Annotated in this window: 25 protein-coding genes and 1 pseudogene; 14 read left to right on the forward strand and 12 right to left on the reverse strand. The window is 71.4% G+C overall.

Annotation, left to right across the window (positions count from 1 at the left end):
- The 3 genes and pseudogenes from VFO68_RS14750 to VFO68_RS14760 all read left to right on the forward strand — a co-directional run.
- A pseudogene (locus tag VFO68_RS14750) lies at positions 1 to 510 on the forward strand (polysaccharide biosynthesis protein); the annotation flags it as partial.
- Positions 507 to 1,490, forward strand: a complete 984-nt coding sequence (locus VFO68_RS14755) for a hypothetical protein (protein WP_325158838.1) — start codon at positions 507 to 509, stop codon at positions 1,488 to 1,490. The pseudogene VFO68_RS14750 and the gene VFO68_RS14755, both read left to right, overlap by 4 nt.
- A 24-nt stretch (positions 1,491 to 1,514) precedes the next feature.
- Entirely contained in the window at positions 1,515 to 2,282 is a 768-nt protein-coding gene (locus VFO68_RS14760; protein ID WP_325158839.1) for a 4'-phosphopantetheinyl transferase family protein, read from the forward strand.
- On the opposite strand, the gene VFO68_RS14765 is transcribed toward VFO68_RS14760, so the two are convergent.
- Together VFO68_RS14765 and mihF are read right to left on the reverse strand one after the other, a co-directional pair.
- On the reverse strand, positions 2,279 to 3,436 hold the full coding sequence (locus VFO68_RS14765) for an isochorismate synthase (protein ID WP_325158840.1): 1,158 nt from the start codon (positions 3,434 to 3,436) through the stop codon (positions 2,279 to 2,281). The genes VFO68_RS14760 and VFO68_RS14765 overlap by 4 nt on opposite strands.
- A gap of 124 nt (positions 3,437 to 3,560) precedes the next feature.
- Positions 3,561 to 3,872, reverse strand: a complete 312-nt coding sequence (mihF, locus tag VFO68_RS14770; protein WP_325158841.1) for an integration host factor, actinobacterial type — start codon at positions 3,870 to 3,872, stop codon at positions 3,561 to 3,563.
- A 294-nt stretch (positions 3,873 to 4,166) separates the two neighbouring features.
- Between mihF and VFO68_RS14775 the strand changes: the two genes are divergently transcribed.
- The 5 genes from VFO68_RS14775 (at position 4,167) to VFO68_RS14795 (ending at position 8,682) form a co-directional block, all read left to right on the forward strand.
- On the forward strand, positions 4,167 to 5,801 hold the full coding sequence (locus tag VFO68_RS14775; protein ID WP_325158842.1) for a long-chain fatty acid--CoA ligase: 1,635 nt from the start codon (positions 4,167 to 4,169) through the stop codon (positions 5,799 to 5,801).
- A gap of 123 nt (positions 5,802 to 5,924) precedes the next feature.
- Positions 5,925 to 6,521: a PadR family transcriptional regulator gene (locus VFO68_RS14780; RefSeq protein ID WP_325158843.1), complete on the forward strand. Its 597-nt coding sequence runs from the start codon at positions 5,925 to 5,927 to the stop codon at positions 6,519 to 6,521.
- Positions 6,522 to 6,571: 50 nt separating this feature from the next.
- Positions 6,572 to 7,855 (forward strand): C39 family peptidase, encoded by a 1,284-nt coding sequence (locus tag VFO68_RS14785; RefSeq protein WP_325158844.1) that lies wholly within the window; start codon positions 6,572 to 6,574, stop codon positions 7,853 to 7,855.
- A gap of 9 nt (positions 7,856 to 7,864) precedes the next feature.
- Complete coding sequence (locus VFO68_RS14790) at positions 7,865 to 8,251, forward strand: gamma-glutamylcyclotransferase family protein (RefSeq protein ID WP_325158845.1); 387 nt, start codon at positions 7,865 to 7,867, stop codon at positions 8,249 to 8,251.
- 5 nt (positions 8,252 to 8,256) lie between these two features.
- Positions 8,257 to 8,682 (forward strand): hypothetical protein, encoded by a 426-nt coding sequence (locus VFO68_RS14795; protein ID WP_325158846.1) that lies wholly within the window; start codon positions 8,257 to 8,259, stop codon positions 8,680 to 8,682.
- 13 nt (positions 8,683 to 8,695) lie between these two features.
- Here the strand turns inward: VFO68_RS14795 and VFO68_RS14800 are convergent, their stop codons facing one another.
- Positions 8,696 to 10,336, reverse strand: a complete 1,641-nt coding sequence (locus tag VFO68_RS14800; protein WP_325158847.1) for an FAD-binding oxidoreductase — start codon at positions 10,334 to 10,336, stop codon at positions 8,696 to 8,698.
- A 17-nt stretch (positions 10,337 to 10,353) separates the two neighbouring features.
- On the opposite strand from VFO68_RS14800, the gene VFO68_RS14805 reads away from it, so the two are divergent.
- Positions 10,354 to 10,974 carry a TetR/AcrR family transcriptional regulator gene (locus tag VFO68_RS14805; protein ID WP_325158848.1) on the forward strand — a complete coding sequence of 207 codons (621 nt, stop codon included), beginning with the start codon at positions 10,354 to 10,356 and terminating at the stop codon, positions 10,972 to 10,974.
- Positions 10,971 to 12,515, forward strand: a complete 1,545-nt coding sequence (locus tag VFO68_RS14810; protein WP_325158849.1) for a glycerol-3-phosphate dehydrogenase/oxidase — start codon at positions 10,971 to 10,973, stop codon at positions 12,513 to 12,515. The genes VFO68_RS14805 and VFO68_RS14810 overlap by 4 nt, the downstream gene beginning before the upstream one ends.
- On the opposite strand, the gene VFO68_RS14815 is transcribed toward VFO68_RS14810, so the two are convergent.
- Genes VFO68_RS14815 through VFO68_RS14825 form a run of 3 tightly spaced genes read right to left on the reverse strand, consistent with a single transcriptional unit; the run spans position 12,496 to position 14,687 of the window.
- Positions 12,496 to 13,914, reverse strand: a complete 1,419-nt coding sequence (locus tag VFO68_RS14815) for a M15 family metallopeptidase (protein ID WP_325158850.1) — start codon at positions 13,912 to 13,914, stop codon at positions 12,496 to 12,498. The two genes, VFO68_RS14810 and VFO68_RS14815, sit on opposite strands and share 20 nt — an antisense overlap.
- Positions 13,911 to 14,228 (reverse strand): type VII secretion target, encoded by a 318-nt coding sequence (locus tag VFO68_RS14820; RefSeq protein ID WP_325158851.1) that lies wholly within the window; start codon positions 14,226 to 14,228, stop codon positions 13,911 to 13,913. Before VFO68_RS14820 ends, VFO68_RS14815 begins: the two co-directional genes overlap by 4 nt.
- An 18-nt stretch (positions 14,229 to 14,246) precedes the next feature.
- On the reverse strand, positions 14,247 to 14,687 hold the full coding sequence (locus VFO68_RS14825) for a YbaB/EbfC family nucleoid-associated protein (protein ID WP_325158852.1): 441 nt from the start codon (positions 14,685 to 14,687) through the stop codon (positions 14,247 to 14,249).
- A gap of 205 nt (positions 14,688 to 14,892) precedes the next feature.
- On the opposite strand from VFO68_RS14825, the gene VFO68_RS14830 reads away from it, so the two are divergent.
- Complete coding sequence (locus tag VFO68_RS14830; protein ID WP_325158853.1) at positions 14,893 to 16,089, forward strand: ABC transporter permease; 1,197 nt, start codon at positions 14,893 to 14,895, stop codon at positions 16,087 to 16,089.
- On the opposite strand, the gene VFO68_RS14835 is transcribed toward VFO68_RS14830, so the two are convergent.
- Together VFO68_RS14835 and VFO68_RS14840 are read right to left on the reverse strand one after the other, a co-directional pair.
- Entirely contained in the window at positions 16,086 to 17,387 is a 1,302-nt protein-coding gene (locus VFO68_RS14835) for a citrate synthase (RefSeq protein WP_325158854.1), read from the reverse strand. The genes VFO68_RS14830 and VFO68_RS14835 overlap by 4 nt on opposite strands.
- A 148-nt stretch (positions 17,388 to 17,535) precedes the next feature.
- Entirely contained in the window at positions 17,536 to 18,492 is a 957-nt protein-coding gene (locus VFO68_RS14840) for a carbohydrate kinase (protein WP_325158855.1), read from the reverse strand.
- A gap of 54 nt (positions 18,493 to 18,546) precedes the next feature.
- Between VFO68_RS14840 and VFO68_RS14845 the strand changes: the two genes are divergently transcribed.
- Positions 18,547 to 19,692: an acyl-CoA dehydrogenase family protein gene (locus VFO68_RS14845; RefSeq protein ID WP_325158856.1), complete on the forward strand. Its 1,146-nt coding sequence runs from the start codon at positions 18,547 to 18,549 to the stop codon at positions 19,690 to 19,692.
- On the opposite strand, the gene VFO68_RS14850 is transcribed toward VFO68_RS14845, so the two are convergent.
- Positions 19,689 to 20,906, reverse strand: a complete 1,218-nt coding sequence (locus VFO68_RS14850; protein WP_325158857.1) for an amidohydrolase — start codon at positions 20,904 to 20,906, stop codon at positions 19,689 to 19,691. The genes VFO68_RS14845 and VFO68_RS14850 overlap by 4 nt on opposite strands.
- A gap of 2 nt (positions 20,907 to 20,908) precedes the next feature.
- Positions 20,909 to 21,820, reverse strand: coding sequence for an aldose 1-epimerase family protein (locus VFO68_RS14855; RefSeq protein WP_325158858.1), 912 nt, complete (start codon positions 21,818 to 21,820; stop codon positions 20,909 to 20,911).
- Between the two features lie 55 nt (positions 21,821 to 21,875).
- Between VFO68_RS14855 and VFO68_RS14860 the strand changes: the two genes are divergently transcribed.
- A complete protein-coding gene (locus VFO68_RS14860; RefSeq protein WP_325158859.1) occupies positions 21,876 to 22,460 on the forward strand; it encodes a TetR/AcrR family transcriptional regulator in 585 nt (194 codons plus the stop codon).
- Positions 22,461 to 22,464: 4 nt separating this feature from the next.
- Complete coding sequence (locus tag VFO68_RS14865) at positions 22,465 to 23,322, forward strand: MBL fold metallo-hydrolase (protein WP_325158860.1); 858 nt, start codon at positions 22,465 to 22,467, stop codon at positions 23,320 to 23,322.
- Here the strand turns inward: VFO68_RS14865 and VFO68_RS14870 are convergent.
- Both VFO68_RS14870 and VFO68_RS14875 read right to left on the reverse strand, forming a co-directional pair.
- Positions 23,285 to 24,685 (reverse strand): APC family permease, encoded by a 1,401-nt coding sequence (locus tag VFO68_RS14870; RefSeq protein WP_325158861.1) that lies wholly within the window; start codon positions 24,683 to 24,685, stop codon positions 23,285 to 23,287. The two genes, VFO68_RS14865 and VFO68_RS14870, sit on opposite strands and share 38 nt — an antisense overlap.
- Before the next feature lie 18 nt (positions 24,686 to 24,703).
- The coding region (locus VFO68_RS14875; protein ID WP_325158862.1) for a hypothetical protein at positions 24,704 to 24,934 on the reverse strand (231 nt) is incomplete at its 5' end.

A 24,934-nucleotide genomic window follows, 5' to 3' on the forward strand; every position in this document is an offset into this window, starting at 1 on the left:
GGCCTGTACGGCGCCGGGGCGATCGTGACCAAGGCGGCGCTGTGGCTGCCGTACGCCGTGGTCATGATCGCGCTGCCCCGGCTGGCGGTGGCGCACCAGCGGCGCGACGCGCTGCGGATGTCGATCGCCGCGCTGGTGGGAATCGGCGTGGTCGAGGTGGCCGGCGTGCTCGTGCTCGGCCCGACGATCTTCCCGCTCGCGGTCGGCGCCGAGTACGCCGCCGTCAACGGCTGGCTGTGGCTGTTCACCGTGGAAGGCGCCGCGCTGGCGATCGCCCAACTGGTCACGATGTACCGGGTGGCGAGCACCGACCGGATCGTCGGGGCGCTGCTGTGGAGCGCGCTGGTCGCGGAGATCGTCGTGGTCGCGTTCTGGCACGGCTCGATCGGCACCATCCTCGCCATCGCCACCACCACCGCGGTGACCGCGGCGCTGGCCGGTCTGCTGATCCCGGTGCGGGCCCGATCCAGCGCCGAACCCGGCCTCGAACTTGGTTCACTAGGCGTGTGATCGATCTGCACGCCGCCCGGTTCGGCCGTTTCGCCGCCGGCTACGAGAGCTTCTACCTGCGCGCCGGTCACCCGGACGGCGGTCTGGGGGTGTGGATCCGCTACACGGTGCACCGCCGCGCCGGCGCCGCGCCGACCGGTTCCCTGTGGTTCACCCTCTTCGACGCCGGCGCTCCGGCGCCGGTCGCCGCGAAACTCACCATGCCCGATCCGGAGACCGGCGCCGGCGACTGGCTGCGGGTGGCCGGCGGGCGGATCGGGCCGGGTGCCGCGACCGGTCAGATCGCGGTGCCGGACGGCCCGCAGGTCGACTGGGAGTTGCGCTTCGACGGCGCCGCGCCGCTGGCGCACCTGCCGCGCGGCTGGCTGTACCGGACCCCGGTGCCGCGCACCAAGCCGGTCAGCCTGCATCCGGTCGCCCGGTTCGACGGCACGGTGACCGTCGCCGGGCGGCGGATCGAGCTGGCCGGCTGGCCCGGCATGGTCGGCCACAACTGGGGGTCGCAGCACGCCGAACGGTGGATCTGGTTGCACGGCATGGGGTTCGCCGGTGCGGGCGCGGACACCTGGCTGGATGTGGTGTTCGCCCGGGTGATCCTCGGCAAGGGGCTGACCCCGTGGCTGGCCGGCGGTGCGCTGTCCCTTGCCGGACAACGGTTCCGGCTCGGCGGAGTGACCCGGCACCGGGCCGTCGCGGTGACCGAGACGCCGGACTCGCTGCGCTTCGCCCTGCCGGGCCGGGGTGTCACCGTGTCCGGCACGGTGACCGCGCCGCGCGAGCGGTTCGTGGGCTGGGTCTACACCGACCCGAGCGGGTCCGAACATCACGTGGTGAACAGCTCGATCGCCGATCTCGAGGTCTCGGTGGCCCGCCGGGGCGCCGCCCCGGAGACCCTGCGCGCCACCGGCCTGGCCGCCTACGAACTGGGCATGCGCGAGCGCGACCACGGCATGGTGATCCAGCAGTTCTCCGACGGATGACCCGGATGCGGTAGGACTAGTGACGTGAGCACCCCCCACGCGGCCAACGCCGGGCACTGTCAGGTGTGGTGGGCCAGTCCGGTGGTCGAGACACCACGACTGCTCGGGCTGCTCGACGGCGTGGAACGGGACCGGCACGGCGCCTACCACCGCAAGATCGACCAGGCCCGGTTCCTCGCCGGCCGGGTGGTGGGCAAGGCGTTGGTGGCCCGGCGGCTCGGCGTCGAACCCGAGGCGGTGCAGCTGGACAGCACCTGCCGGGACTGCGGCCGGGCGCACGGCAAGCCGCGGGTGGTGGCGCCCGACGGACATCCGCCGGACCGCCCGCTGCCCGAGCTGTCGATCTCGCACTCCGGCGACCTGATCGCGGTCGCGATCACCGACGGCGTGCCGGTGGGGGTGGATGTCGAGCAGGAGCGCGACGTCCAGGTGGACGACCTGGTCCGGATGACGCTGTCGCCGGACGAGCTGCCCGACTTCGCCGGCGTGCCCTCGGCCGACCGGGACGCGGCGTTCTTCACCATCTGGTCCCGCAAGGAGGCGGTGCTCAAGGCGACCGGCCGGGGGCTGGCGATCGCGATGACCAAGGTGACGGTCACCCCCTGGAACAAGCCGCCCCAGGTGCTGGCCTCCCGCTCACCCGAAGTGGACGTCGCCGCCCTGCGGATGGCCCAGCTCAACGACGCCGGCTCCGGATACCGGGCCTGCGTCGCGGTGCTGGCCGGACCGGACTTCCCGACCGACGGCTGGGTCACCGAACACGACGCCGCCCCGCTGGTAGCGGCCCTCTAGAGGTGTAGGCCCATGGCGCGGAGGAGGGTTTGGAACTTCGCGCTTGTCTCGGCGAGTTCGAGGTGGGGCTGGGAGGCGGGCATGATGCCGGCGCCGGCGTAGAGCTGCATGGTGCGGTCGCGTACTTCGGCGCACCGGATGGCCACCGCCCACTCCCCGTCACCGGTGGCGTCGCACCAGCCGACGGCGCCGGCGTAGAAGCCGCGGTCGAACGGCTCCAGCTCGGCGATGGTGGCCCGGGCGAGGTCGTCCGGGGTGCCGCACACCGCCGGGGTGGGGTGCAGCGCGCAGGCCAGCCGCAACGCCGAGATGCCCGGGTCGACCAGCTCGCCGGTGACCTGGGTGGACAGATGCCACACCGCCGGCGTGCTGACCAGCGACGGCTCGGCGGCCACGGTCAGCTTCCGGCAGAAGGGGCGCAGCGCGGACACCACGGCGTCCACCACGACCAGGTGCTCGTCCTGGTCCTTGGCCGAGGCCAGCAGCGCCTCGGCGTTGCGCCGGTCCTGGACCGGATCGGGGTCCCGGGCCAGCGTGCCGGCGATCGGGTTGGCCGTCACCACCTGGCCGGACCGGCGCATCAGCAGCTCGGGGCTGGCCCCGACCAGGGTGCGGTGCACGGTCGAGGCGCGCGGCAGGTCGACGGCATAGGTGTAACCGTGCGCGTTGTCCCGGACCAGGTTGGCCAGCAGGGAGCGGATCGTCACCGGCTCGGCCATGGTCAGCCGCAGCGTCCGGGCCAGCACCACCTTGCGCAGCGCGCCGCCGGTCAGGGCGGACACCGCCCGGGCCACGCTGCGCTGGTACTCCTCGGGCGCCGGCACCGGTTCGACCACGCAGTCCGGAGCGGTCACGGGGGCACGTGGCACACCCGCCCGCGGCGGCCCGGCCCAGCGCACCGTTCTGGGCAGCACGACGTGCGGGGAGTCGGCCGGGTCGAACGGCAGCGCACCGACCGCGACCGGCACGTCGGAGTCCGCAAGCAGCTTGGTCACCCGGGTGGCGAGCTCGTCCGGGTCGGGCTCGGTGAGCGTGTCCCGCACCCCGGTGGCGAGCAGCGCGCGCTCGGGGGTGGCGAGGAAGAAGGACCCGGGGTGGTAGTCGCGCACCAGCCCGATCGGGTCACGTTTGTCGGCCTCACCGGTTGCACCCACCACCTCATCATCGCCGGAGCGACCCGGGTTTCGTCGCCCGTGACGGGTGAGAGCTTGAACACGTTCAAGACGCGGCTGCGCGGCGGCACCGGTTCGGTACCGCCGCGCAGCCGATTCCTGTCAGTTAGTTGAGAGCGTCGATCAGGGCCGCACGCTGCCGCTCGCCGAGGCCGGCGGCGCGCCGGTCGGGGTCGATGCCGGCCTGCTCGAGCAGGGCGGCCGCCTTGACGGCGCCCACCCCCGGCACGGCCTTGAGCAGAGCAGCCACCTTGGTCTTCCCGACCGTCTTGTCTTCCTTCGCCCGCTGGAGCACCGACGCGATGGTCTGGTTGCCGGCCTTGATGGACGCCAGCAGCTCCGAACGCGCCTTGCGCGCCTCGGCAGCCTTCGCCAAGGCCTCAGCGCGCTGCTCGGGAGTCAACGTGGGCAGAGCCACTGTGATTTTCCTTCCTTGTCGAGGTCTGAACGGACCAACGCGAATACTGACCGTCACCGGGGTGCGGAATCACTCCGTCTCCGGCACGCCGTTCAGCACGGCCGCGCGGTGCCTCCCACCAGTAAACGACACGCGCCGATGAACATACGCGCGACACGCGCAAAGGTCACGGCCACCCACTCTTCGGTGTGTCGAACACGTTCCGTAGTCAGGGCGCCCTCTGGCGCCGGACGCGCACTATCGTTCACCATGACGGCCCGCCCGCCCACGTCAGCCAAGGGAGTCTGAGCAGCGATGTTGAGCACCATGCAGGACGGCCCCCTGTCCATCGCCCACCTCCTGCGGCACGGCAGCCGCGTCCACGCGGCCAGCGAGGTAGTCACCTGGACGGGTGAGGGTTCGCGCAGGTCAACCTATGCCGAGGTGGGCCGCGAGGCCGCCCGGCTGGCCAACGCGCTGCGCGGCCTCGGCGTCACCGGCGACCAGCGGGTCGGCACGTTCATGTGGAACAACACCGAACACCTGGTGGCCTACCTGGCGGTGCCGGCGATGGGCGCGGTGCTGCACACGCTCAACCTTCGGCTGTTCCCCGAACAGCTCACCTACATCGTCAACCACGCCGAGGACCACGTGATCCTGGTGGACGCCTCGGTGACCCCGCTGCTGGCCAAGGTGCTGCCCACGTTCACCACGGTGCGCCACGTCGTCGTGGTCAACGGCGACAAGGCCGCGCTCAGCGCGCCGGACGGCGTGACCGTGCACTCCTACGCCGAACTGCTCGCCGGCCAGCCCGACGAGTTCGACTGGCCGGTCGTGGACGAGCACTCGGCCGCGGCCATGTGCTACACGTCCGGCACCACCGGCAACCCCAAGGGCGTCGTCTACTCGCACCGCTCGATCTGGCTGCACTCCATGCAGGTCTGCATGACCGACTCGATGGCGGTCTCCCAGTCCGACCGCGCGCTGGTGATCGTGCCGCAGTTCCACGCGATGGCGTGGGGCATGCCGTACGCCGCGTTCATGGTCGGCGCGTCGCTGATCATGCCGGACCGGTTCCTGCAGCCCGCGCCGCTGGCGGCGATCATCGCCGCGGAGAAGCCGACCATGACCGGCGCCGTGCCGACCATCTGGCAGGGCCTGCTCGCGCACCTGACCGAGCACCCGCAGGATCTCACCCCGCTCGGCGACGTGATCGTCGGCGGGTCGGCCTGCCCGCCCGCCCTGATGCAGGCCTTCGACGAGCTGGGCGTGACGATCATCCACGCCTGGGGCATGACCGAGACCTCGCCGCTGGGCAGCGTCTCCCGGCCGCCCGCCGGCCTGGACCCGAAGCAGGCCTGGGAGTACCGCGTCCTGCAGGGCCGGTTCCCGGCCTCGGTGCGGGCCCGGCTGATCGACGACGACGGCGCCGAGCTGCCCTGGGACGGCCAGACCGTCGGCGAGCTCGAGGTGGCCGGCCCGTGGGTGACCGCGTCGTACTACCAGCTCGAGGCGGGCGGGGACGGCGCGGAGAAGTTCCACGACGGCTGGCTGCGCACCGGCGACGTCGGCACCATCACCCCGGACGGCTTCCTGCGGCTGACCGACCGGTCCAAGGACATCATCAAGTCCGGCGGCGAGTGGATCTCCTCTGTGGACCTGGAGAACGAGGTCATGGCCCACCCGGCAGTGGCCGAGGCCGCGGTGATCGGCGTGCCGGACGAGAAGTGGGACGAGCGCCCGCTGGTCGCGGTGGTGCTGCGCGAGGGGCAGCAGGCCGCGCCCGAGGAGCTGCGCGAGTTCCTGGCCGACAAGGTCGCCAAGTGGCAGGTGCCGGAGAACTGGACCTTCGTCGAGGAGGTGCCCAAGACCAGCGTCGGCAAGTTCGACAAGAAGCGGTTGCGGGCGGCGTTCGCCGAGGGTCGGCTCGATATTCGCCACCTGAGCTGATCATTGGGGCCATACTGCGGGCATGGTTGAGTCCGAGTGGCACGCTGTCCTGTGAGGTCCTTGCCCGATGTCGGGGCTAACCTTCCGGCAGGTATGTATCTTCGGGCCGATCACCCTGAGGAGGTGACCAGCCTGCAGCCCGACCCGGTGGCGCCGGACCCTGCCCGCGCCGCCGACCGCCCCCGCAAGCTGAACGCCACGTCGTACGTGGTGCTCGGGATGCTCTGCCACGGTCCGGCCACGAGCTACGACCTCAAGCAGCGGATCGCTTACACCATCGGCAACTTCTGGGCGTTCGCGCACTCGCAGATCTACGACGAACCGGTCCGGCTGGTCGCCGACGGGCTGGTGACCGAGACCGTCGAGCAGGGCGGCCGGCGCAAACGCACCTACTCGATCACCGGCGCCGGCCGGCTGGCCCTGCGCGAGTGGCTGGCCAGCCCGACCCACGACCAGACCGAGATCCGCGACCTGGGGCTGCTCAAGCTGTTCTTCGCGGCCTTCGGGGACCGGGAGGACCTGCTGCGGCTGGCCCGGGACCGGTACGAGTCGCACCGGGCCCGCGCCAACGGCTACCTGGAGCAGCACGGGCGCATCGTCGACGCGGCCGACCCGTGGCAGGTCAAGACGCTGGAGCTGGGGATGCGCTACGAGCGCACGGTCGAGCGGTTCTGGGCCGACTTCATCGCCGAGCTGGAGGGCGAGGAGCCGGACAAGTAACCCCCGGCGAACTATTTACAGACAGAGCGGTGAGCGCGAAAATCTCCACCATGAGCGCTCGCCTGGTCCGCCTGTGCACCGTCGCCGCCGTGGTCATCACCGGGGCCGCGCTGGCTGTCCCGGCCGGCGCCCAACCCGCGCCGGACCCCGCCCCGGTCAACTTCCACCAGTGGCGCACGCTGCCCGAACTGCTCGCCGGACGCTCCGAGGGCCTGCTGCCGGCCCCGCGCGGCGGGCTGCGGATCGGCCGCCCGGTGGGCACCGTCGAGCACACCGAGCCGGGCCTGGGCACCACCCGCAGCTACGAGTACGGCCGGTGGACCTCGCCGCTGTACCGCCCGGGCTTCGACGCCAGCCAATTGGTGGCGTCCTGGAACGCCAGCACGCCCGCGTCGACCTGGCTCCAGGTCGAGATGCAGGGCCGGACCGACGCCGGGGCCACCACGGCCTGGTACGTGATGGGCCGGTGGGCGCTCGGCGACAGCGACATCGTCCGCACCAGCCTGCCCGACCAGTCCGACGCCTCCGGCTTCGTCGACGTGGACACGTTCGTGGCCCGGGGCGCGGTGCGGCTGCGCGCCTACCAGCTTCGGGTCACGCTCTACCGCGAGGCCGGCGGGCACGCCTCGCCCACGCTCGACATGGTCGGGGCGATGACCTCGGCCGTGCCCGACCGGTTCACCGTGCCGCTGACCCGGCCCGGCCCGGCCCGGGGCATCGAGCTGCCGGTGCCGCGCTACTCGCAGAACATCCACATCGGTCAGTACCCGCAGTACGGCGGCGGCGGCGAGGCGTGGTGCAGCCCCACCTCGACCCAGATGGTGGTGGAGTACTGGGGCAAGCGGCCCCGGCCCGCGGACCTGGCCTGGGTCGACCCGTCCTACGCCGACCCGTCGGTCGACCACGCCGCCCGGTTCACCTACGACAAGGACTACGACGGCACCGGCAACTGGCCGTTCAACACCGCCTACGCGGCCAGCTACGGGCTGTCCGCGCACGTCACCCGCCTGAAGTCGCTGACCGAGCTGGAGCGCTACATCCGGGCCGGCATCCCGGTGGTGACCTCGCAGTCGTTCCGGGCCGACGAGCTCGACGGCGCCGGGTACGGCACCGCGGGACACCTGATGGTGATCGTCGGGTTCACCGAGAACGGCGACGTGATCGCCAACGACCCGGCGTCGAGCAGCGACGACGAGGTGCGCAACGTCTACCGGCGCGACCAGTTCGAGACGATCTGGCTGCGCACCAAGCGGTACACCGCGAGCGGTTCGGTGGCCGGCGGCTCGGGCGGGGTGGCCTACATCATCAAGCCTGTCTGGTGGCCCAGCCCGTAGTCTGCGCCGGTGGAGCTGTTGTTCGTCTACGGCACGCTGCAACCCGGGGCCAGCCACTGGCATCTGCTGCGACCGTGGGTGAACGGCCCGCCCCGGCCGGCCGAGCTGCCCGGTGTCCTGTACGACACCGGGCGCGGCTACCCGGCGCTGGAGCTGCGCCCGGACGGTCCACGGGTGTCCGGCTGGGTGGTGGAGCTGCGCTCGCCGAGCGAGCCGGCCCTGGCCGCGATGGACTCCTACGAGGGCGCGGAGTACCGCCGGGAGCGGGTCGCGCTGGCCGACGGGACGGGCTGCTGGACCTACGTCTGGATCGTGGGCTTCGACGGGCTGCACCCGCTGCGCGAACCGTGGCCGGCGCCGGGGTCTGGTGATTCCCGGGCCGGCGAGGCACGCTGACCCCTATGAGTGAGCCGATCACCGCCACGATGCGCACCGAGCGACTGGAGCAGGTGGATGCCGAGGCTCCGGACCCGTTGGCCAAGATCACCCTGACGCCGCGCGCCTTCGCCGCGGTGCTGGCCACCCTCGCGTTGTTGGTGGGACTGCTGCTCGCGCTGTTACCGGTGCGCGTCGCCGGCTCCGATCCGGCCAGTCCGGCCTCGGTGACCTGCGGCAACACCATCGGCGGGGTGGAGACCGACATGGTGGCCGGCGGCCTGGACTCGCCCGACCAACCCACCGTGGTCGCCTACGTGGCGATGTGCGAACGCGCGATCGCCGACCGGGTGCTGTTCTCCTGGCCGATGTTCTTCCTCGGCGGCCTGGTGATCATCGCGATGGGCGTCGTCCGCCGCGATCCGGTCGCCGGACAGGACGAAGCCGGCTGACGGCCGAGTTCCTTCAGACCAGCTTGCCGGGGTTGAGGACCCAGTCCGGGTCCAGGGTGTCCTTGACCGCGCGCAGCACGTCCACGCCGAGCGTGCCGATCTCGTTGCCCAGGTAGGGCGCGTGGTCGACGCCGACCGCATGGTGGTGGGTGATCGTCCCGAGTGGACCGATCGCGGCGCAGGCCGCCGCCTTGGCCTTGGCCCACTGGCCGACCGGGTCCTCGTCGGCCCGGGGCGCGAGCACCGTGAAGTACAGCGAGGCGCCGGTCTCGTAGGCGTGCGAGATGTGGCAGGCGACCACCGGGACCCGGCCGGCCACCGACAGGGCCGAGTCCAGCGCGTCGCGCACCGCCTCGCGCAGTTCGGACAGTGCCGACCAGTACGCCGCGGTCTCCAGCGTCTCCACGCACACCCCGAGATCCATCAGCGCGTCGCGCTGGCGCGGCCCGGCGAACCGGCCGTGCCGCCACTTCTCCCCCGCCGCCCGGCCGAGCCCGACCATCCGCAGGCCGCGCAGCGCCCGCAGGGTGGCGGCCCGGCGCGTCTTGACCACTGCGGCCGAGGTGTCCTCCCAGCCCAGGATCAGCAGGCACGGCTCGCCGACCCGGCGCAGCCGCAGGTACCGGCGGACCGCCGCGGTCTTCCACCCGCCGGCCAGGCTCAGCGCCACCTCGGTCTCGGTCGGGTCGGACAGCCGGGTCACGTCGGCCAGCACCCGGGCCTGGGCCAGGATGCGTACCGCCTCCGCGCCGGCGGTCCAGCCGTCCAGCACGAAACCCTCGTAGCGGCGCACGGTCGGCAGCGGCCGGACCCGCACGGTCACCTCGGTGATCACGCCGAGGGCGCCCTCGCTGCCCACCACGAGTTGGCGCAGGTCCGGTCCGGCGGCCGAGGCCGGTGCCACGCCCAGCCGCCACTCGCCGCGCGGGGTGGCGATCCGCACGCCCTCGACCATGTCCTCGAACCGGCCGTAGCCGGCCGAGGCCTGGCCGGAGGACCGGGTGGCGGCGAAGCCGCCGATGGTGGCCCGCTCGAAGGACTGCGGCACATGCCCGATGGTCAGGCCGTGGGACAGCAGCAGCCGCTCCGCCTCCGGGGCGACCACGCCGGCCTGGAAGGTGGCCAGCCGGGACACCGGGTCCACGGACACCAGCTTGTCCAGCCGCATCAGGTCGAGCACGACCACCGCCGGGCATTCGCCGCGCAGCGCCGTCACACCGCCCACCACCGAGGTTCCGCCACCGAACGGCACGATGCCGATGCCGTGCTCCGCGCAGCACTCGACCACCCGCCGCACCTCGTCCGGGTCGGCCGGCAGCAGCACCGCGTCGGGCACCGCCAACTCGCCGGCGCCACGGTGCCGCAGCAGGTCCACATAGGACAGTCCACCGGCGCGGCCGAGCCGCTCGGCGGTGCCGAGCAACACGTGCTCGGCGCCCACGACGGCGATCAGCGCCTCGCGGGCGGCGTCGGGCAGCGCCGACGCCGCGACCGGGAAGGCCGAACCGGGCGCGACGGGCGTGCTCCGCTCGGCGAGCCCGGTGCGGGCCCGCAGCCAGCGCAGCGCATGCGCCGGCAGGTGTGCGGCCTCGGCTCCCTCGGGAGTCCAGCCACACCGGACTAGATGGTCGAGTTGCTCCACCGGCTCGGTCACGCGCTACAGTGTGACACATGACGTCGAAACGTCACACCTTACCGTCGCCCAGTCGGGTGGACGACGACGTGCTGCTCGACGCCGCGCGGGAATGCGTGCTCGACACCGGAGTGCGCCGGACGACGTTGAGCGGCGTCGCCCGCGCCGCCGGCGTCAGCAGGATGACCCTCTACCGCCGGTTTCCCGATGTGCGCAGTCTGCTCGCCGGGCTGATGACCCGCGAGTTCGGCGAACTGCTGGCCCGGGCCGGCAAAGCCACCAAGGTCACCGCGAGCGCCCGGGAGCGCCTGGTCGCCGCCACCGTCGACGGCGTCTGCGCGCTGGTCGTCGACCCGCTGATGCGCACCCTGCTGGACCGCGACGCCGAGCTGATCCTGCCCTACATCGTCGAACGCATCGGCGCCGTGCAGCGCACCGCCGAGCTGTTCCTGCGCGAGCAGTTGATCGCCGGCCATCAGGACGGTTCGGTGCGCCGGTCCGATCCGGCCGTGCAGGCCCGCGCCATCTTCCTGGTGGCGCAGTCGTTCGTCTTCTCCATGCGGCCGGCCACCCGCGACGTGGACCGGGCCGCCCTGGTCGGCGAGCTCACCCAGGTACTCGATGCCGCGCTGCGGCCCCGTACGAAGGAGTCCCGGTGACCGCATCGAGCACCGCGCTCAACGCCGAGCGCCGCGCGCGCGAGCTGGCTGAGCTCCGCGCGGGAGCAACGGTCGACGTGCTGGTGGTGGGCGGCGGCGTGACCGGGACCGGGGTCGCGCTGGACGCCGCCGCACGTGGCCTGTCGGTGGCCCTGGTCGAGGCGAACGACCTGGCGTTCGGCACCTCGCGCTGGTCCAGCAAGCTGGTCCACGGCGGGCTGCGCTACCTCGCTCACGGCGACGTCGGGCTGGCCCGGGAAAGCGCGCGGGAGCGCGGCGTGCTGATGACCCGCACCGCGCCGCACCTGTCCCGGCCGCTGCCCCAACTGCTGCCGGTGCACGACACCCTGCCCCGGCACACCAGCGAGCTGGCCATGGCCGGGCTGCGGGCCGGGGACCTGCTGCGCCGGGCCGCCCGCACTCCCTCGGCGCTGCTGCCGCGCCCGCGCCGGGTGTCCGCGCCGGAGGCGCTGGCGCTCGCGCCCGGGCTGCGCGCCGCCGGGCTGCGCGGCGGCCTGCTGTCCTTCGACGGTCAACTGATCGACGACGCGCGGCTGGTGGTGGCGCTGGCCAGAACCGCGGCCGGGTTCGGCGCCCGGATCCTGACCCGCGCCCGGGTCACCGGCCTGACCGGAACCGGGGCGGAGATCCGCGACGAGCTGACCGGCCAGGTCTTCGAGGCCGGCGCCCGCGCGGTGATCAACGCCACCGGCGTGTGGGCCGGCGAGTTGGTGGACTCGGTGCGGCTACGTCCATCGCGCGGCTCGCACCTGGTCCTCGACGCGGGCACGGTCGGGTTGTCCGGTACCGCGCTGACCATCCCGGTGCCGGGCGGCTTCGGCCGGTTCGCCCTGCTGCTGCCGCAACGCGACGGCCGGGTCTACCTCGGCCTGACCGACGAGCCGGTGGACGGCCCGGTTCCGGACGTGCCGACGGTCCCGCAGTCCGATGTGGACTTTCTACTGGAGATCGCGTCCTCGGTGCTGCAGCGCAGGCTCGGCCCGGCCGACGTGCTCGGCCGCTACGCCGGGCTGCGGCCGCTGCTGCCCACCGGGGGCAGCAGCGCCGACCTGTCCCGCCACCACGCCGTGCTGACCGCGCCGAACGGGGTGATCACCGTGGTCGGCGGCAAGCTGACCACCTACCGGAAGATGGCGCAGGACGCGGTGGACGCGACCGGCCTGCCGGCCGGGCCTTGTCGCACCAGGGATATCCCCCTGGTCGGCGCCGCCTCCCGGCCGTCACTGTCCACTGTGGACGCATCGGCCCGGCTGGTGGCGAGGTACGGCACGGAGGCGGCCACGGTCGCCGCGCTGGCCGAGCTGGACCCGGAGCTGGGCGCGCCGGTGGCCGGCGGCGTCGAGCTGACCGGCGCCGAGGTGGTCTGGGCGGTGCGGCACGAGGGCGCGCTGGACGCCGACGACGTACTGCATCGCCGCACCCGGATCGGCCTGGTGGCAACGGATCTGGCCGCGGCCAGGCCGGCCGTCGAAGAGATCGTCGGCCGGGCGCTGGCCGGGCTCAGGGCGTCATCTCGATAGCGCGCACGCGTTCGGCCGCGCGCTGGACCTCTTCCTGGGTGCCGTGGATCTCGAAGTGCATCTCGTCGATGGCGGCGTGGCGGAAGTCGCCGCCCCAGCGGACCACCTGGACGTCGCCGAGGATGCGGCGGATCTCGGCGACCTGGGCCGGGGTGTAGGTGTTCGCCGAGCCCTGCGGGTGTGCGCCCCAGTTGGCGTCCACCGCGGTGCCGCTGGCGTGGTTGGACCAGACGTTGGTGCTGCCGATGGTCCGCGGGTTGTAGCCGCCGGTGGTGGCGGCGTCCAGCGGCTCGACTCCGTAGTGGAACCGGGTGAGCACGTGGATCAGCACGTCGCCTGCCGGGCCGCGGGCCACCGACACCCGCACGTTCGTGCCCGGGATCGTCCTGGTCTGCAACGGCGGGTTGATCGGCCAGCCGTTCTGCGAACTGGCCACCGGCGCCCCGCCGCGGGCCTGGGCCACCTGCGTGGCGCCCGGGGGACCTGTGTAGGGGGTGACGGGGGCGACGTCGACCTGGCCGAAGGTGAGGTTGGTGGTGGAGCCGGGCGGGGCGACGCCGGCCGAGAGGTTTCCGCCGTAGTTCACGCCCGCCGCGGTGGTCTGCCCCGGCCGGTCCTGGCCGCCGGCCACGCCGCCGATCGTGCTCATCAACTGCTTGACCGCGTTGACCAACTGCATGATCTTCTGCACCAGCTGGATGATCTTCTGCAGGGTCTGCACCAGCTTCTGGATCTTCGTCAGGCACTTCTGCGCGGTCTGCACCGCGGTCTGCACCGACTGCGCGATGCCCTTGGCGATGCTGGCGCCGAACGAACCCCAGGCCGCCGCCAGCGCCTCGATGATGATCATGATGATCCGGTTGCAGGCCTGGTTGATGAAGTCCATGACCATCTTGCGGACCTCGGCCAACGCCTTGCCGGCCTGGGACAGCGCGCCCGAGACCGCCTGGCAGACCTTGGACATGGTCTCCAGGTTCTTCGACTGGGTCTCGGCCGTCGTGCGGTAGGCGTCGCCGGCCGCGCCGGTCCAGCAGGTGGTCTCCCGGGTGGCCGCGGTGCGGTACTGGCCGGCGCTGTTGACCAGCTGCTGGCCCGCGCGGATCCAGCCCTGCGCGCTGCCGGTGATCGAGTTCACGTCACCGAGCAGCTTGTCGAACGGCTCGCGCAGGAACTTGATGTGCGAGATGAGCCAACCGAAACCGGCCTGCGAGATGGCCCCGAGCGGGTCGCCGCCCAGGCTGATGATGTCCATCGCGACGTTGGTGACGCCCATCCCGGCGGAGAGCCAGTCGCCCCGGTCGATGGCCGACGCGGTGCTCCGCACGTCGTTGAACAGGCTGGTGGCCGCCTGCTCGGGACTGCGGTTGGCGGTGGTGGTGGCGGGGGTCGGAGTGCTCATCGCCGGTCGTCTCCCCTGCTCAGCGCCAGCAGTTCGGCGTGCGTTCGGTCCACCTGCTCGTAGAGGTCGGCCACCTGGCGCAGACCGTTGTGCACATCGGTGAAGGACCTGGCCGCGTTGATGATCCCGTCGCGCACCAGATCACTCGCGCCCATCAGCGCGGCGGCGAAGAACCGGCCGATCATGCCGTAGGCGTCGCCGTGCACCGAGGCCTGTGCCATGCCGCAGGCCGAGTTCACCTGGCCGGAGATGGACGCAACGGTGTCCGAGTGGGCCCGCACCTCGGACACGTTGACCGTGAATCCGTCTGTCATGAGATCCGCCGATCGCCGCTACTGGATGACTTCTGGGGGGTTTTCGAAGTAATCGTCGTCAGACCTGTTGTCCGGCTTCAGGTCCGGATGCTCCGGCTCGTCCTTGCCGTCGCCCCGGTAGCCCTCCGGAAGCACGTTCTTCACCACGTTCAGCGCTTCGGAGTCGCCGAGCAGCCCCTGCATGGCCGCGACCACCTGCGCACCGGCATCCCGCTGCGCCTGCCGGGTGGTCTCCAGGATCAGCCGGGACAACCGGTCCGGGTCCATGTCGCGCACGCTCGGGCGCAGCTGAAGATCCGTGGTCGCGCCGCTGGCGCTGACCCGCACCAGGACCTCGCCGTCCGGCGAGGTGGCCGAGCCGCCGACCTCGCGCAGCGCCTTGTCGGCCTGCTCAGCCTGCGCGGCGACCGCCTTGAGCTTGTCGTCGTACTGCAGCAGCCACTGCTGTGCCTCGTCCATCGGGGGGAGCCTCCAATGGTCCATCACGGATCATTCGCGTCTTTGACGGAGCATGCCCGATCCGGTTCCCCGAGGGGAACGGTTTGGGAAAAGTTCTTCGAGGTATGCCCGCGCGTCTCGACTTTACGACGAGCCTGGATACTTGGTCACGGGTCAGCGAGGAAGGGGCCGCGCGAGTGCGTCCGCGAGCCGATCGGGAGGCCGGGTGAGCAACGGGGCCGCCGCCGCCCAGACGGTCTGGCTGATCGCCCGGCGCGATCTGACCACCAGGCTGCGCGCCAGATCGTTTCTCATCGGCACCGTTGTGTCCATTGTGGTCCTCGCCGGGATCGTGCTGATGCAGAGCACGATCTTCAGTGACGGCAACGAGATGGTGGTCGGGCTCAACGGCCAGGCGATCGCGGTCGGCGACCAGCTGACCGAGGCCGGGCGGGCGCAGGGGCGGACGGTGCGCGTCCAGGAGGTCACCGATCTCGAGGCCGGCTCGGCCATGGTCGCCGACGGCGAGCTCGACGCGCTGGTCAGCGGCCCGCCCGCCGGACTGCGGGTGCTGGTGAAGGAACAGCTGGACCAGGACCTGCGGGGCGCCCTGGACGCCATCGTGCAGCGGCAGGTGCTCGAGGCGCAGCTGGCCGCGAGCGAGGACCTGGACGCCGAGACCGTGCTGCGCACCGTCGCCGCCGCGCACGTCGACCCGCGCTCGCTACAGCCCCCCGACCCGCAGCGCGAGCAGCGGCTGGTGATCGCGCTGCTGATCATCGCGCTGCTGTACGTCTCGCTGGTGCTCTACGGTTCCATGGTCGCCCAGGGCGTGATCGAGGAGAAGTCCAGCCGGGTGGTGGAGCTCCTGCTCGCCACCGTGCGGCCCTGGCAGCTCCTGATCGGCAAGGTGATCGGCCTGGGCCTGGTCGGGCTGATCCAGCTGTCGATCATCGGCTCGGCCGGCGTGCTGCTCGGCGTGGCGACCGGGGCGCTGAGCTTCGCGGGCATCGCGATCGGCTCGTTGCTCTGGGGCCTGGTGTGGTACGTGCTGGGCTTCTTCCTCTACGCCACGGTGTTCGCCGCGGCGGCCGCGCTGGTGTCCCGGCAGGAGGACGCGCAGGCCGTGCTCATGCCGATCATCCTGGTGCTGGTGGCCGCGTTCGTGGTCGGCTTCGGCGTGCTGGCCCAGGACCCGGCGAGCGCGGCGAGCACCGTGCTCGCGCTGCTGCCGCCGTTCACCCCGCTGCTGATGCCCGGCAAGATGGCCCTGGGCGCCGCGCCGGCCTGGCAGGTGCTCGCGGCGATCGCGCTCACCCTGCTGGCCATCGCCGCGCTGGCCGTGCTCGGCGGCCGGATCTACCGCAACGCCGTGCTCCACATGGGAACCCGGGTCCGGCTGCGCGACGCCCTCCGTTCCTAACGGTCGCCGACGGGAACGTAGTCGCGCTCCGCCTGCCCGATGTAGACCTGGCGCGGCCGGCCGATCTTGGTCGCCGGGTCGTTCATCATCTCGCGCCAGTGTGCGATCCAGCCGGGCAACCGGCCCAGTGCGAACAGCACGGTGAAGAACTTGGTCGGGAACCCCATCGCCCGGTAGATCAGCCCGGTGTAGAAGTCCACGTTCGGGTACAGCTTGCGCTCGATGAAGTAGTCGTCGGCGAGCGCCCGCTCCTCCAGATCCTTGGCGATGTTCAGCAGTTCGTCGTCGCCGCCGAGCCGGTTGAGGATGTCGTCGGCGGTCTTCTTCACGATCGCCGCCCTCGGGTCGTAGTTCTTGTAGACCCGGTGGCCGAAGCCCATCAGCTTGATGCCCTCTTCGCGGTTCTTCACCTTCTTGACGAAGGTGTCCACATCGCTTTCGTCCCGGATCCGCTCCAGCATGTCCAGCACCGCGCTGTTGGCCCCGCCGTGCAGCGGCCCGAACAGCGCGTTGATGCCGGCCGAGATGCTGGCGAACAGGTTGGCCTCGGACGAGCCGACCAGCCGGACCGTGGAGGTCGAACAGTTCTGCTCGTGGTCGGCGTGCAGGATGAACAGCAGGTCCAGCGCCCGGGCCAGGTCCGGGTCGACGTCGTAGGGCTCGGCCGGCAGCCCGAACGTCATCCGGAGGAAATTCTCCACCAGTCCGAGTGAATTGTCCGGGTACAGGAACGGCTGCCCGACCGACTTCTTGAACGCGTACGCCGCGATCGTGGGCAGCTTGGCCAGCAGCCGGATGGTGGAGATCTCGACATGCTGCTGGTCGAACGGTTTCAGGCTGTCCTGGTAGAAAGTGGACAGTGCGGACACCGCCGAGGACAGCACCGGCATCGGGTGCGCGTCCCGGGGGAAACCGTCGAAGAACCGCTTGAGATCTTCGTGCAGTAACGTGTGCTTCTTGATCTTCTCGGTGAAGTCGGCCAGTTCGGCCGTGGTCGGCAGGTCCCCGTAGATCAGCAGATAGCTGGTCTCGATGAAGGTCGAGCGCTCGGCCAACTGCTCGATCGGATAGCCGCGGTAGCGCAGAATTCCGGCGTCACCGTCGATGTAGGTGATCTCCGAGGAACAGGCCGCCGTGTTGACGAAACCCGGATCAAGGGTCACCAGACCGGTGGTCGCCAGCAGTTTGCCGAGGTCGATGCCCGGGTCACCGTCCGTGGCCGGCTTGATGGTCATCGCGTGCTCCCCGCCAGGATGGCGGAGCACCACGGTGCCGGGGTTCGTGGTCCCGTCAGGCATCCAATTCCCTCTCGCACTCATGCGGGACGGCTGTGGTGTCCAGGCCCGCATAGCCCGGAAAGAACTCAAGACACCGCCCCGTTGGGGTCTTCCATTCTTACGCTAGTGCTCCGCGCGCGCTACGGACACTTTTCCGGCGCGAGATCGATCACAGCCCGATGATCTCGGTGGCGTACGGCGGCTCGGCGCCCGCCCGGGAGACGGTGACCGCAGCCGCCCGCGCGGCGAGGTCCAGGGCCGCGCGCAGGTCCGCGGCGTCCAGCCGGCACACGGCGTCCGCGCTGGTCACGCCGGTGCGGGCGAGCCAGTACAGCAGCGCCCCGTGCACGGTGTCCCCGGCGCCGATGGTGTCCACCACGGCGCTGGGCGCGGCCGGCACGTCCACCGCCGCGCCGGCGCCGGTGACGGCGGTCAGGCCGTCGGCGCCCCTGGTCAGCACGGCCGCCGCCGGCCCGGCCGCGAGCCACGACCGGACGGCGTCGAGCACCGCGGCCCCGGACGCCCCGGGCGGCAGCGCGGCGAGCCACCGAGCGTCCTCAACGGACAACTTCAACAGCCCGACGTCGGGTAGCCAGGAGGTGAACCGCGCGCGAACGGCGTCCGGGTCGGACACCAGGCCCGGCCGGATGTTCGGGTCGAGCACGGTCAGTCCGCCGGCCCGGGCGTGCCGGCGCAGCAGGGTCTCGTACGTGGTCGCGCCCGGCTCCAGCAACAGCGACAGGGTGCCGAGGGAGAGCAGCCGCACGCCGGCCGGCAGCGCGCCCGGGTCGGCGACCAGGCGGTCGGCGGTTCCCTCCACATGGAACGAGTAGCGGGCCGAGCCGTCCGGGGCGATCCCGGTGACCGCGAGCGTCGTCGGCTCCGGGCCGCGCTGCACCAGCGAGGTGTCCACTCCGGACCGGTGCAGCCGGCGCAGCAGGGCCGCGCCGAAGTCGTCGGTCGACAGCCGGGACAGGAACCGGACCTCGGCGCCGAGCCGGGCGGCCGCGATCGCCACGTTGTACGGGCCTCCGCCGGGGAACGGGCGCAGGGCCGGCAGCTCATCGTCCACAGTGGAGGGCAGCGGAACGAGGTCGATGAGCGCCTCGCCGCCGACCAGAATCATGGGGAGGTTATAGCATCCGATGCCTACCGATCAGTAGGACGTCATACTGTTTACATGCCTGCGGATCGACTCCTGCCCAGCACCGAGGCCGAGGACCTCATCAAGCTCGTGCGCGAGATCGCCCGGGACGAACTGGCCCCGCTGGCCGCCTCGTACGAGGAGGCGGAGCGGTTCCCGCGCGAGCAGTTCCGGCTGCTCGGCCGCAGCGGGCTGCTCGGCCTGCCCTACCCGGAGCGCTGGGGCGGCGGAGCCGTCTCCTACGAGGTGTACCTGCAGGTGCTCGAGGAGATCGCGACCGCCTGGATGACCGTGGGCGTCGGCCTGTCGGTGCACACCATGTCGTGCTACGCGCTGGCCGAGTACGGCACCGAGGAGCAGCGCGAGCGCTGGCTGCCGGACATGCTGGGCGGCGAGCTGCTCGGGGCGTACGCGCTGTCCGAGACGCACGCCGGCTCCGACGCGGCGGCGCTGGCCACCCGGGCGGTGCGCGACGGGGACACCTATGTGGTGAACGGGACCAAGGCGTGGATCACCCACGGCGGTCAGGCGGACTACTACACCACGATGGTGCGCACCACCGACACCGGCGGGCGAGGGATCAGTTGCCTGCTGGTGGACGCTGGCACGCCCGGCCTGTCCGCCTCGTCCCCCGAGCGCAAGATGGGCCTCACCGGGTCGACCACCACACAGATGATGTTCGACGACGCCCGGGTGGACGCCGACCGGCTGCTCGGCCCGGAGGGATCCGGCCTGAAGATCGCGCTGGCTTCGCTGTCCTCGGGCCGGCTCGGCATCGCCGCGTGCGCCGTCGGCCTGGCCCAGGCCGCGCTGGACGAGGCGGTCCGGTACGCCCAGCAGCGCATCCAGTTCGGCCGGCCGATCATCGAGTTCCAGGGCATCGAGTTCCTGCTCGCCGACATGGCCACCGCCGTCGAGTCCGCCCGGGCCACCTACCTGGAGGCCGCCCGCCGCCGCGACCGCGGCCTGCCCTTCCAGCGCCAGGCCTCGATCGCCAAGCTCTACGCCACCGACTCCGCCATGCGGGTCACCACCGACGCGGTCCAGGTCCTCGGCGGCGCCGGGTACACCCGCGACTTCCCGGTGGAACGCTACATGCGCGAAGCCAAGGTCCCGCAGATCTTCGAGGGCACCAACCAGATCCAGCGCCTGGTCATCGCCCGCGCCCTGCGGTCTCCCTAACCCCGTTCGGTGTAGAAGGGGTTGGCGGTGACGCCCTGGCCGGTGTGGTCGTCGAAGTGGTAGACCTCGCGGCCGGCGATGAAGACGCGGGTGGCGCGGCTCATGACGTCGAGCGGGTCGCCGGACCAGACGACCAGGTCGGCGTCCAGCCCGGGGGCGATGGAGCCGACCCGGTCGTCCAGCCCCATGATCTCGGCGGGGTGGGTGGTGATCGCGCGCAGCGCGGTGTCGGCGTCCAGGCCCTCCTTGACGGCCAGGGTGGCCTGGTGCACCAGGAAATGAATGGGGACGACCGGGTGGTCGGTGGTGATGGCGATCTTCACGCCGGCCCGGGCCAGGATGCCGGGGTTGCGCAGCGAGCGGCGGCGTAGCTCGACCTTCAGGCGGCTGGTGAACAGCGGCCCGATGATCACCGGGATGTTCTTCTCGGCCAGCAGGTCGGCGAGCAGATGCCCCTCGGTGCCGTGGTTGATCACCAGCCGGTAGCCGAACTCCTCGGACAGCCGGATCGCGGTGGCGATGTCGTCGGCGCGGTGCGTGTGCTGGCTCCACGGCAGCTTGCCGTCCAGGACGCCGGACAGGATCTCCAGCGTGGGGTCCCGCTCGAACGGCTCCTGCGCGCGATCGGCGTGCTCGCGGCGCAACCGGTAGTCCTGCGCCTTGACGAACGCGTCCCGGATCACGGCCGCGACGCCGAGCCGGGTCGACGGCAGCCTGTCCTTCTCGCCGTAGATCCGCTTGGGGTTCTCGCCGAGCGCGCTCTTCACGCTCAGCGGCTCACGGATCACCATCTCGTCGACCGTGCGGCCCCACGCCTTCACCGCCACCGTCTGCCCGCCGATCGGGTTGGCCGAGCCGGGTTTGACGACGATCGTGGTGACCCCGCCGGACAGCGCGTCCCGGAAGCCCTCGTCGTCGGGGTTGATCCCGTCGAGGGCACGCAGCCGGGCGCCGTTCGGATCGGTCTTCTCGTTGACGTCCTCGCCGACCCAGTGCTCGCCCTCCTCGTACACGCCGACGTGTCCGTGTGCCTCGACGAAACCGGGCAACAGCCAGCATCCGGACACGTCGACGATCTCCGCGTCGTCCGGAACCTCGACGTCCACCGCGCGGCCGACGGCGACGATCCTGCCGTCGGCGACCAGCACCGTGCCGTCCTCGATCGGGGAGCCGGCGACCGGAACCACGTAGCCGCCGAGGAATGCCGTCGTCACCGTCACAACGGCATGATCCCCCAGCGCCCGGTCCAGGACTTGGCTGGGTCGAGGTGGATCAGGTCGACGCCGGAGTTCAGCGCGTCCGGCGGGCAGGTCATCGGCTCGATGGCGACGGCGAAACCCCCGTTGTCGTTGGGGAAGTTGCTCGGCGTGAACACCTGCACCCAGCGGAAGCTGCGATCCGCCCACACTTCGACGCCGCCCCGCGGATGCACCAGCGCGTGCCGGATCACGCCGTCGCGCGGCCGGCAGCCGCCGAACGCGTGATCCAGTTCGGGCAGCTCACAAACCAGCCGGCCGCGCCGGAGGTCGAGGTCGCCGCCGCGCACGTCCACCGGGTCGCCGGCCGGCACCATCCGCACCGGGTCCAGCGGCAGCATCGTGGTGGCGGCCAGCCGGAGCTCGCAGTCGGTCAGCTTGATCCGGCCGGCCCGCAGGTAGGGGTGGGTGCCGACGCCGAACGGCATGACCTCCGAGCCGAGGTTGTGCATGCCGTGCGTGACGTTCAGCCCGCGCAGTCCGAGCTCGTAGGAAATGCTGGTACGGAAGGGAAACGGCCACCCGGGCCGGGGCTCGATGGTGACCTCCATGGTCACCTTGGACCGGGAGTGCTCGGTGACGGTCCAGGTCTCGTGCCGGACCAGGCCATGGATGGCGTTGCCCCGGGCCGGCTCGGTCACCTCCAGGTCCAGCGGCGTGCCGTTGTGCGACCAGCGCGCGCCGCCGACCCGGTTCGGCCACGGGATGAGGACAGCGCCGGCGCCCATCGGCGGTTCCTCGTCGGCGCCGAAACTTTCGACGTACGGCACGCCGTCCACCTCGAAGGCGCGCAGTCCCGCCCCGATCGTCGTGACGATCGCCCGTGCGCCGGACTGGGTGATCTCCAGCTGTTCCCCGGTGGGTCCGCTCATAGGCACGTAGCTTAGGGGTCGCGTAGTTACTAGACCGGTCTGTATAGTTCCCGCTATGCCCCGCCGGACCGACACCAGGCAGCGCGTGCTGCACACCGCCGCCGAACTGTTCCGCCGGCAGGGCTACCAGGCGACCGGGCTCAACCAGGTGCTCCAGGAGGGCGGCGCACCGAAAGGCTCGCTGTACTTCCACTTCCCCGGCGGCAAGGAGCAGCTGGCCGTCGAGGCGATCACCCTGGCCGGCACCGAACTGTGCGACACGATCGCCGGGGTGCTGGCGTCGGCCACCGATCCCGTGTCCGGTGTGGACGGTGTGGTTCGGGCGCTGGCCGACGATCTGGTGCGATCCGACTTCCGGCGCGGCTGCCCGCTGGGCACCGTCGCACAGACCACGGTCGACAACGACGCGATCCGGCAGGCCTGCGCGGCGGTGTTCGAGACCTGGCGCCGGCTCGTCGAGCGGGCACTGGTCGCCGGCGGCGTGCCCGAGGACGTGGCGCCTAGCCTTGCCACCATGACGATCGCGGCCGTCGAGGGCGGGCAACTGCTTGCCAGGAACCAGAAGGACGTCGCACCGCTGCTGGCGGTCGGCACGCAGCTCACCGAGTTGATCAGAGCCCACCTGCGGGAAGGACAGTGAAGCGATGCGCGTGCACCACCTCAACTGCGGCTCGATGCGGCCCCGGTTCGGGGGTTTGGTCGACGGCCAGCCGGGCGTGTGGCGGGCCGGGCAGATGGTCTGCCACTGCCTGCTGATCGAGACCGAGGCCGGCCTGGTGCTGGTCGACTCCGGCCTGGGCCTGCACGACCTGGCCGAGCCGCGGGCCCGGCTGGGCAGGCGGTTCCTTTCCCTGACCCATCCCCTGCTGGCCGAGGCCGAGACCGCGGTGCGCCAGGTGGCCGCGCTGGGCTTCGACCCGGCGGACGTGCGGCACGTCGTGCTCACCCACCTCGACCTCGACCACGCCGGCGGCATCGCGGACTTCCCCACGGCCAAGGTGCACGTCTACGGGGCCGAGCATCGCGCGGCGATGAACCCGGCCACCCGGCTGGAGAAGACGCGGTACCGCACGGTGCAGTGGTCGCACGGCCCGGAGTGGGTCACCTACGGCGAGGACGGCGAGTCCTGGTTCGGTTTCGCGTCGGTCCGGGCGCTTTCCGGGCTGCCCGAGGAGATCCTGCTGGTGCCGCTGGCCGGGCACACCCGGGGGCACGCCGCGGTGGCGGTCGACACCGGCGAGAAGTGGTTGCTGCACGCCGGAGACGGCTATTTCTTCCGTGGCGAGGTGGACCCGGTCGACACCCGGTCGACGCCGGTGCTCAAGCTGTTCCAGAACCTCGTCGAGCACGACCACCGGACCAGGGTCGGCAACCAGCGCCGGCTGCGGGAACTGGTGGCCGCGCACCGCGCCGAGGTGGAGGTGTTCTCCGCGCACGACGCGGTGGAGATCCGTCGCTACGGTCCTACTTGGACAGAGCGCCCGAATCGTCCGACAGCGTGACCTGCTCCCCCTTGCGGCGCAGGTAGAGCCAGTTCGCGAACCACAACAGGATGCCGAGCCCGATCAGCGCGCCGGCGATCAGGTAGTCGCTGGCCGGCCGGCCGGACAGCACCGGGATGGCCAGGTAGCCGCAGAGCACCGCGGCGACCAGCGGCGCCCAGGTCGGAGCGACGAAGTGCTTGTGTGACACGGAGTCCCGCCGCAGGATCAGGACGGCGACGTTGACCACGGTGAAGACCACGAGCAGCAGCAGCGCGGTGGTGCCGCCGAGCTTGGCGACGCCGTCCGCGCCCGCGGTGGCGACCAGTACGGCGGCGATGACCGTGGTGACCAGGATCGACACCCACGGCGTGAGGCGCCTGCGGTGCACAGTGCCGAACGCCTTAGGCAGGATGCGCTCGTTGGCCATGCCGTAGAGCAGCCTGCTGGCCATCAGCATGTTGATCAGCGCCGAGTTGATCACGGCGAACAGCCCGATGAAGGCGAAGACCTGCAACGGAAATCCCGGCGCCCCAACGGTGATCACCTGCAGCAGCGCGTTGGACTTGGCCGCGGCGAGTTTGTCGGCCGGGATGAGCAGCGAGGAGGTGATGGCCACCAGGATGTAGATCAGCGCGGCCGTACCGAGCCCCAGCAGCAGCGCCTTCGGGAAGATGCGCGGCGGATCCTGGCACTCCTCGGCCATGTTGACCGAGTCCTCGAAGCCGACCATGGCGAAGAATGCGAGCGAGGTGGCCGCGGTGATGGCCAGCAGCCAGCCGGTGTCCGCAGTGTTGATCTCGGTGAGCCGGGCCGGCTCGCCCTTGCCGGCGGCGACGGCATAGATGCCGATCGCGATGATGATCACCAGGCCGGACAGTTCGATGCAGGTGAGCACCACGTTGGCCTTCACCGACTCGGACACGCCGACGAAGTTGATCGTCGCGAGCATGATGACGAAGAGCACCGCCACGACCGCGACGACCGTGCCGCTCACCTTGACGTTGAAGGCTGCCGGCAGGTAGGTCGCCCCGAACGCGCGGGCCGCGGCGGACGCGGAGGTGATCCCGGAGCACATGACGGTGAAGGCGACCAGGAAGGTGACGAACGGGACCCGGAAGGCGCGGTTCACGTAGAGCGCCGCGCCCGCCGCCCGCGGATACTTTCCGGACAGTTCGAGGTAGCTGAACGCGGTGAGGAAGGCGACCACGAACGCGAGTAGGAACGGCAGCCACAGCGCGCCGCCGACTCTGCCCGCCACGCTGCCGGTCAGCGCGTAGATGCCGGTGCCGAGCACGTCGCCGATCACGAAGAAGAACAGCAGCTTCGGCCCGATCGCCCGCTTCAACTCGGGTTGGCTGGTCGCCGGAGTCTCAGTCGCCATTCACGTGAGTGTGCCGGATCACACCACCGGAAACCACTCACGCCAGGTTACTTTCTGACCGGCCCAAGCCTCGCCGCGGGGCGAACCGGGTCCAACGACACCACAGGCCTGCCCGCCCGCGGCGCCTTCGGCGCCGGGCGGCGGGGCGAACTGGGGTCCAAAGATCTGCAGACCAGCCCGCCCCGGCGCGCCGAGGTGGGCGAGGTAGAAGACGACGTCTATCTCGTCGGCGGTGCGTTGGCCGGTCTC

This window comes from Actinophytocola sp. (assembly GCF_035712165.1).
In the GTDB taxonomy this organism is placed as follows: domain Bacteria; phylum Actinomycetota; class Actinomycetes; order Mycobacteriales; family Pseudonocardiaceae; genus DASYTH01.

What these genes read in the sequence shown, in the direction of transcription:
- VFO68_RS14775 (WP_325158842.1), top strand. Translation starts at nt 4,167, where the DNA reads ATGTTGAGCACCATGCAGGACGGCCCCCTGTCCATCGCCCACCTCCTG.
- VFO68_RS14815 (WP_325158850.1), bottom strand. Translation starts at nt 13,914, where the DNA reads ATGAGCACTCCGACCCCCGCCACCACCACCGCCAACCGCAGTCCCGAG.
- VFO68_RS14865 (WP_325158860.1), top strand. Translation starts at nt 22,465, where the DNA reads ATGCGCGTGCACCACCTCAACTGCGGCTCGATGCGGCCCCGGTTCGGG.
- VFO68_RS14805 (WP_325158848.1), top strand. Translation starts at nt 10,354, where the DNA reads ATGACGTCGAAACGTCACACCTTACCGTCGCCCAGTCGGGTGGACGAC.
- VFO68_RS14795 (WP_325158846.1), top strand. Translation starts at nt 8,257, where the DNA reads ATGAGTGAGCCGATCACCGCCACGATGCGCACCGAGCGACTGGAGCAG.
- VFO68_RS14840 (WP_325158855.1), bottom strand. Translation starts at nt 18,492, where the DNA reads ATGATTCTGGTCGGCGGCGAGGCGCTCATCGACCTCGTTCCGCTGCCC.
- VFO68_RS14860 (WP_325158859.1), top strand. Translation starts at nt 21,876, where the DNA reads ATGCCCCGCCGGACCGACACCAGGCAGCGCGTGCTGCACACCGCCGCC.
- VFO68_RS14845 (WP_325158856.1), top strand. Translation starts at nt 18,547, where the DNA reads ATGCCTGCGGATCGACTCCTGCCCAGCACCGAGGCCGAGGACCTCATC.
- VFO68_RS14825 (WP_325158852.1), bottom strand. Translation starts at nt 14,687, where the DNA reads ATGGACGAGGCACAGCAGTGGCTGCTGCAGTACGACGACAAGCTCAAG.
- VFO68_RS14855 (WP_325158858.1), bottom strand. Translation starts at nt 21,820, where the DNA reads ATGAGCGGACCCACCGGGGAACAGCTGGAGATCACCCAGTCCGGCGCA.
- VFO68_RS14785 (WP_325158844.1), top strand. Translation starts at nt 6,572, where the DNA reads ATGAGCGCTCGCCTGGTCCGCCTGTGCACCGTCGCCGCCGTGGTCATC.
- VFO68_RS14835 (WP_325158854.1), bottom strand. Translation starts at nt 17,387, where the DNA reads ATGCCTGACGGGACCACGAACCCCGGCACCGTGGTGCTCCGCCATCCT.
- VFO68_RS14870 (WP_325158861.1), bottom strand. Translation starts at nt 24,685, where the DNA reads ATGGCGACTGAGACTCCGGCGACCAGCCAACCCGAGTTGAAGCGGGCG.
- VFO68_RS14820 (WP_325158851.1), bottom strand. Translation starts at nt 14,228, where the DNA reads ATGACAGACGGATTCACGGTCAACGTGTCCGAGGTGCGGGCCCACTCG.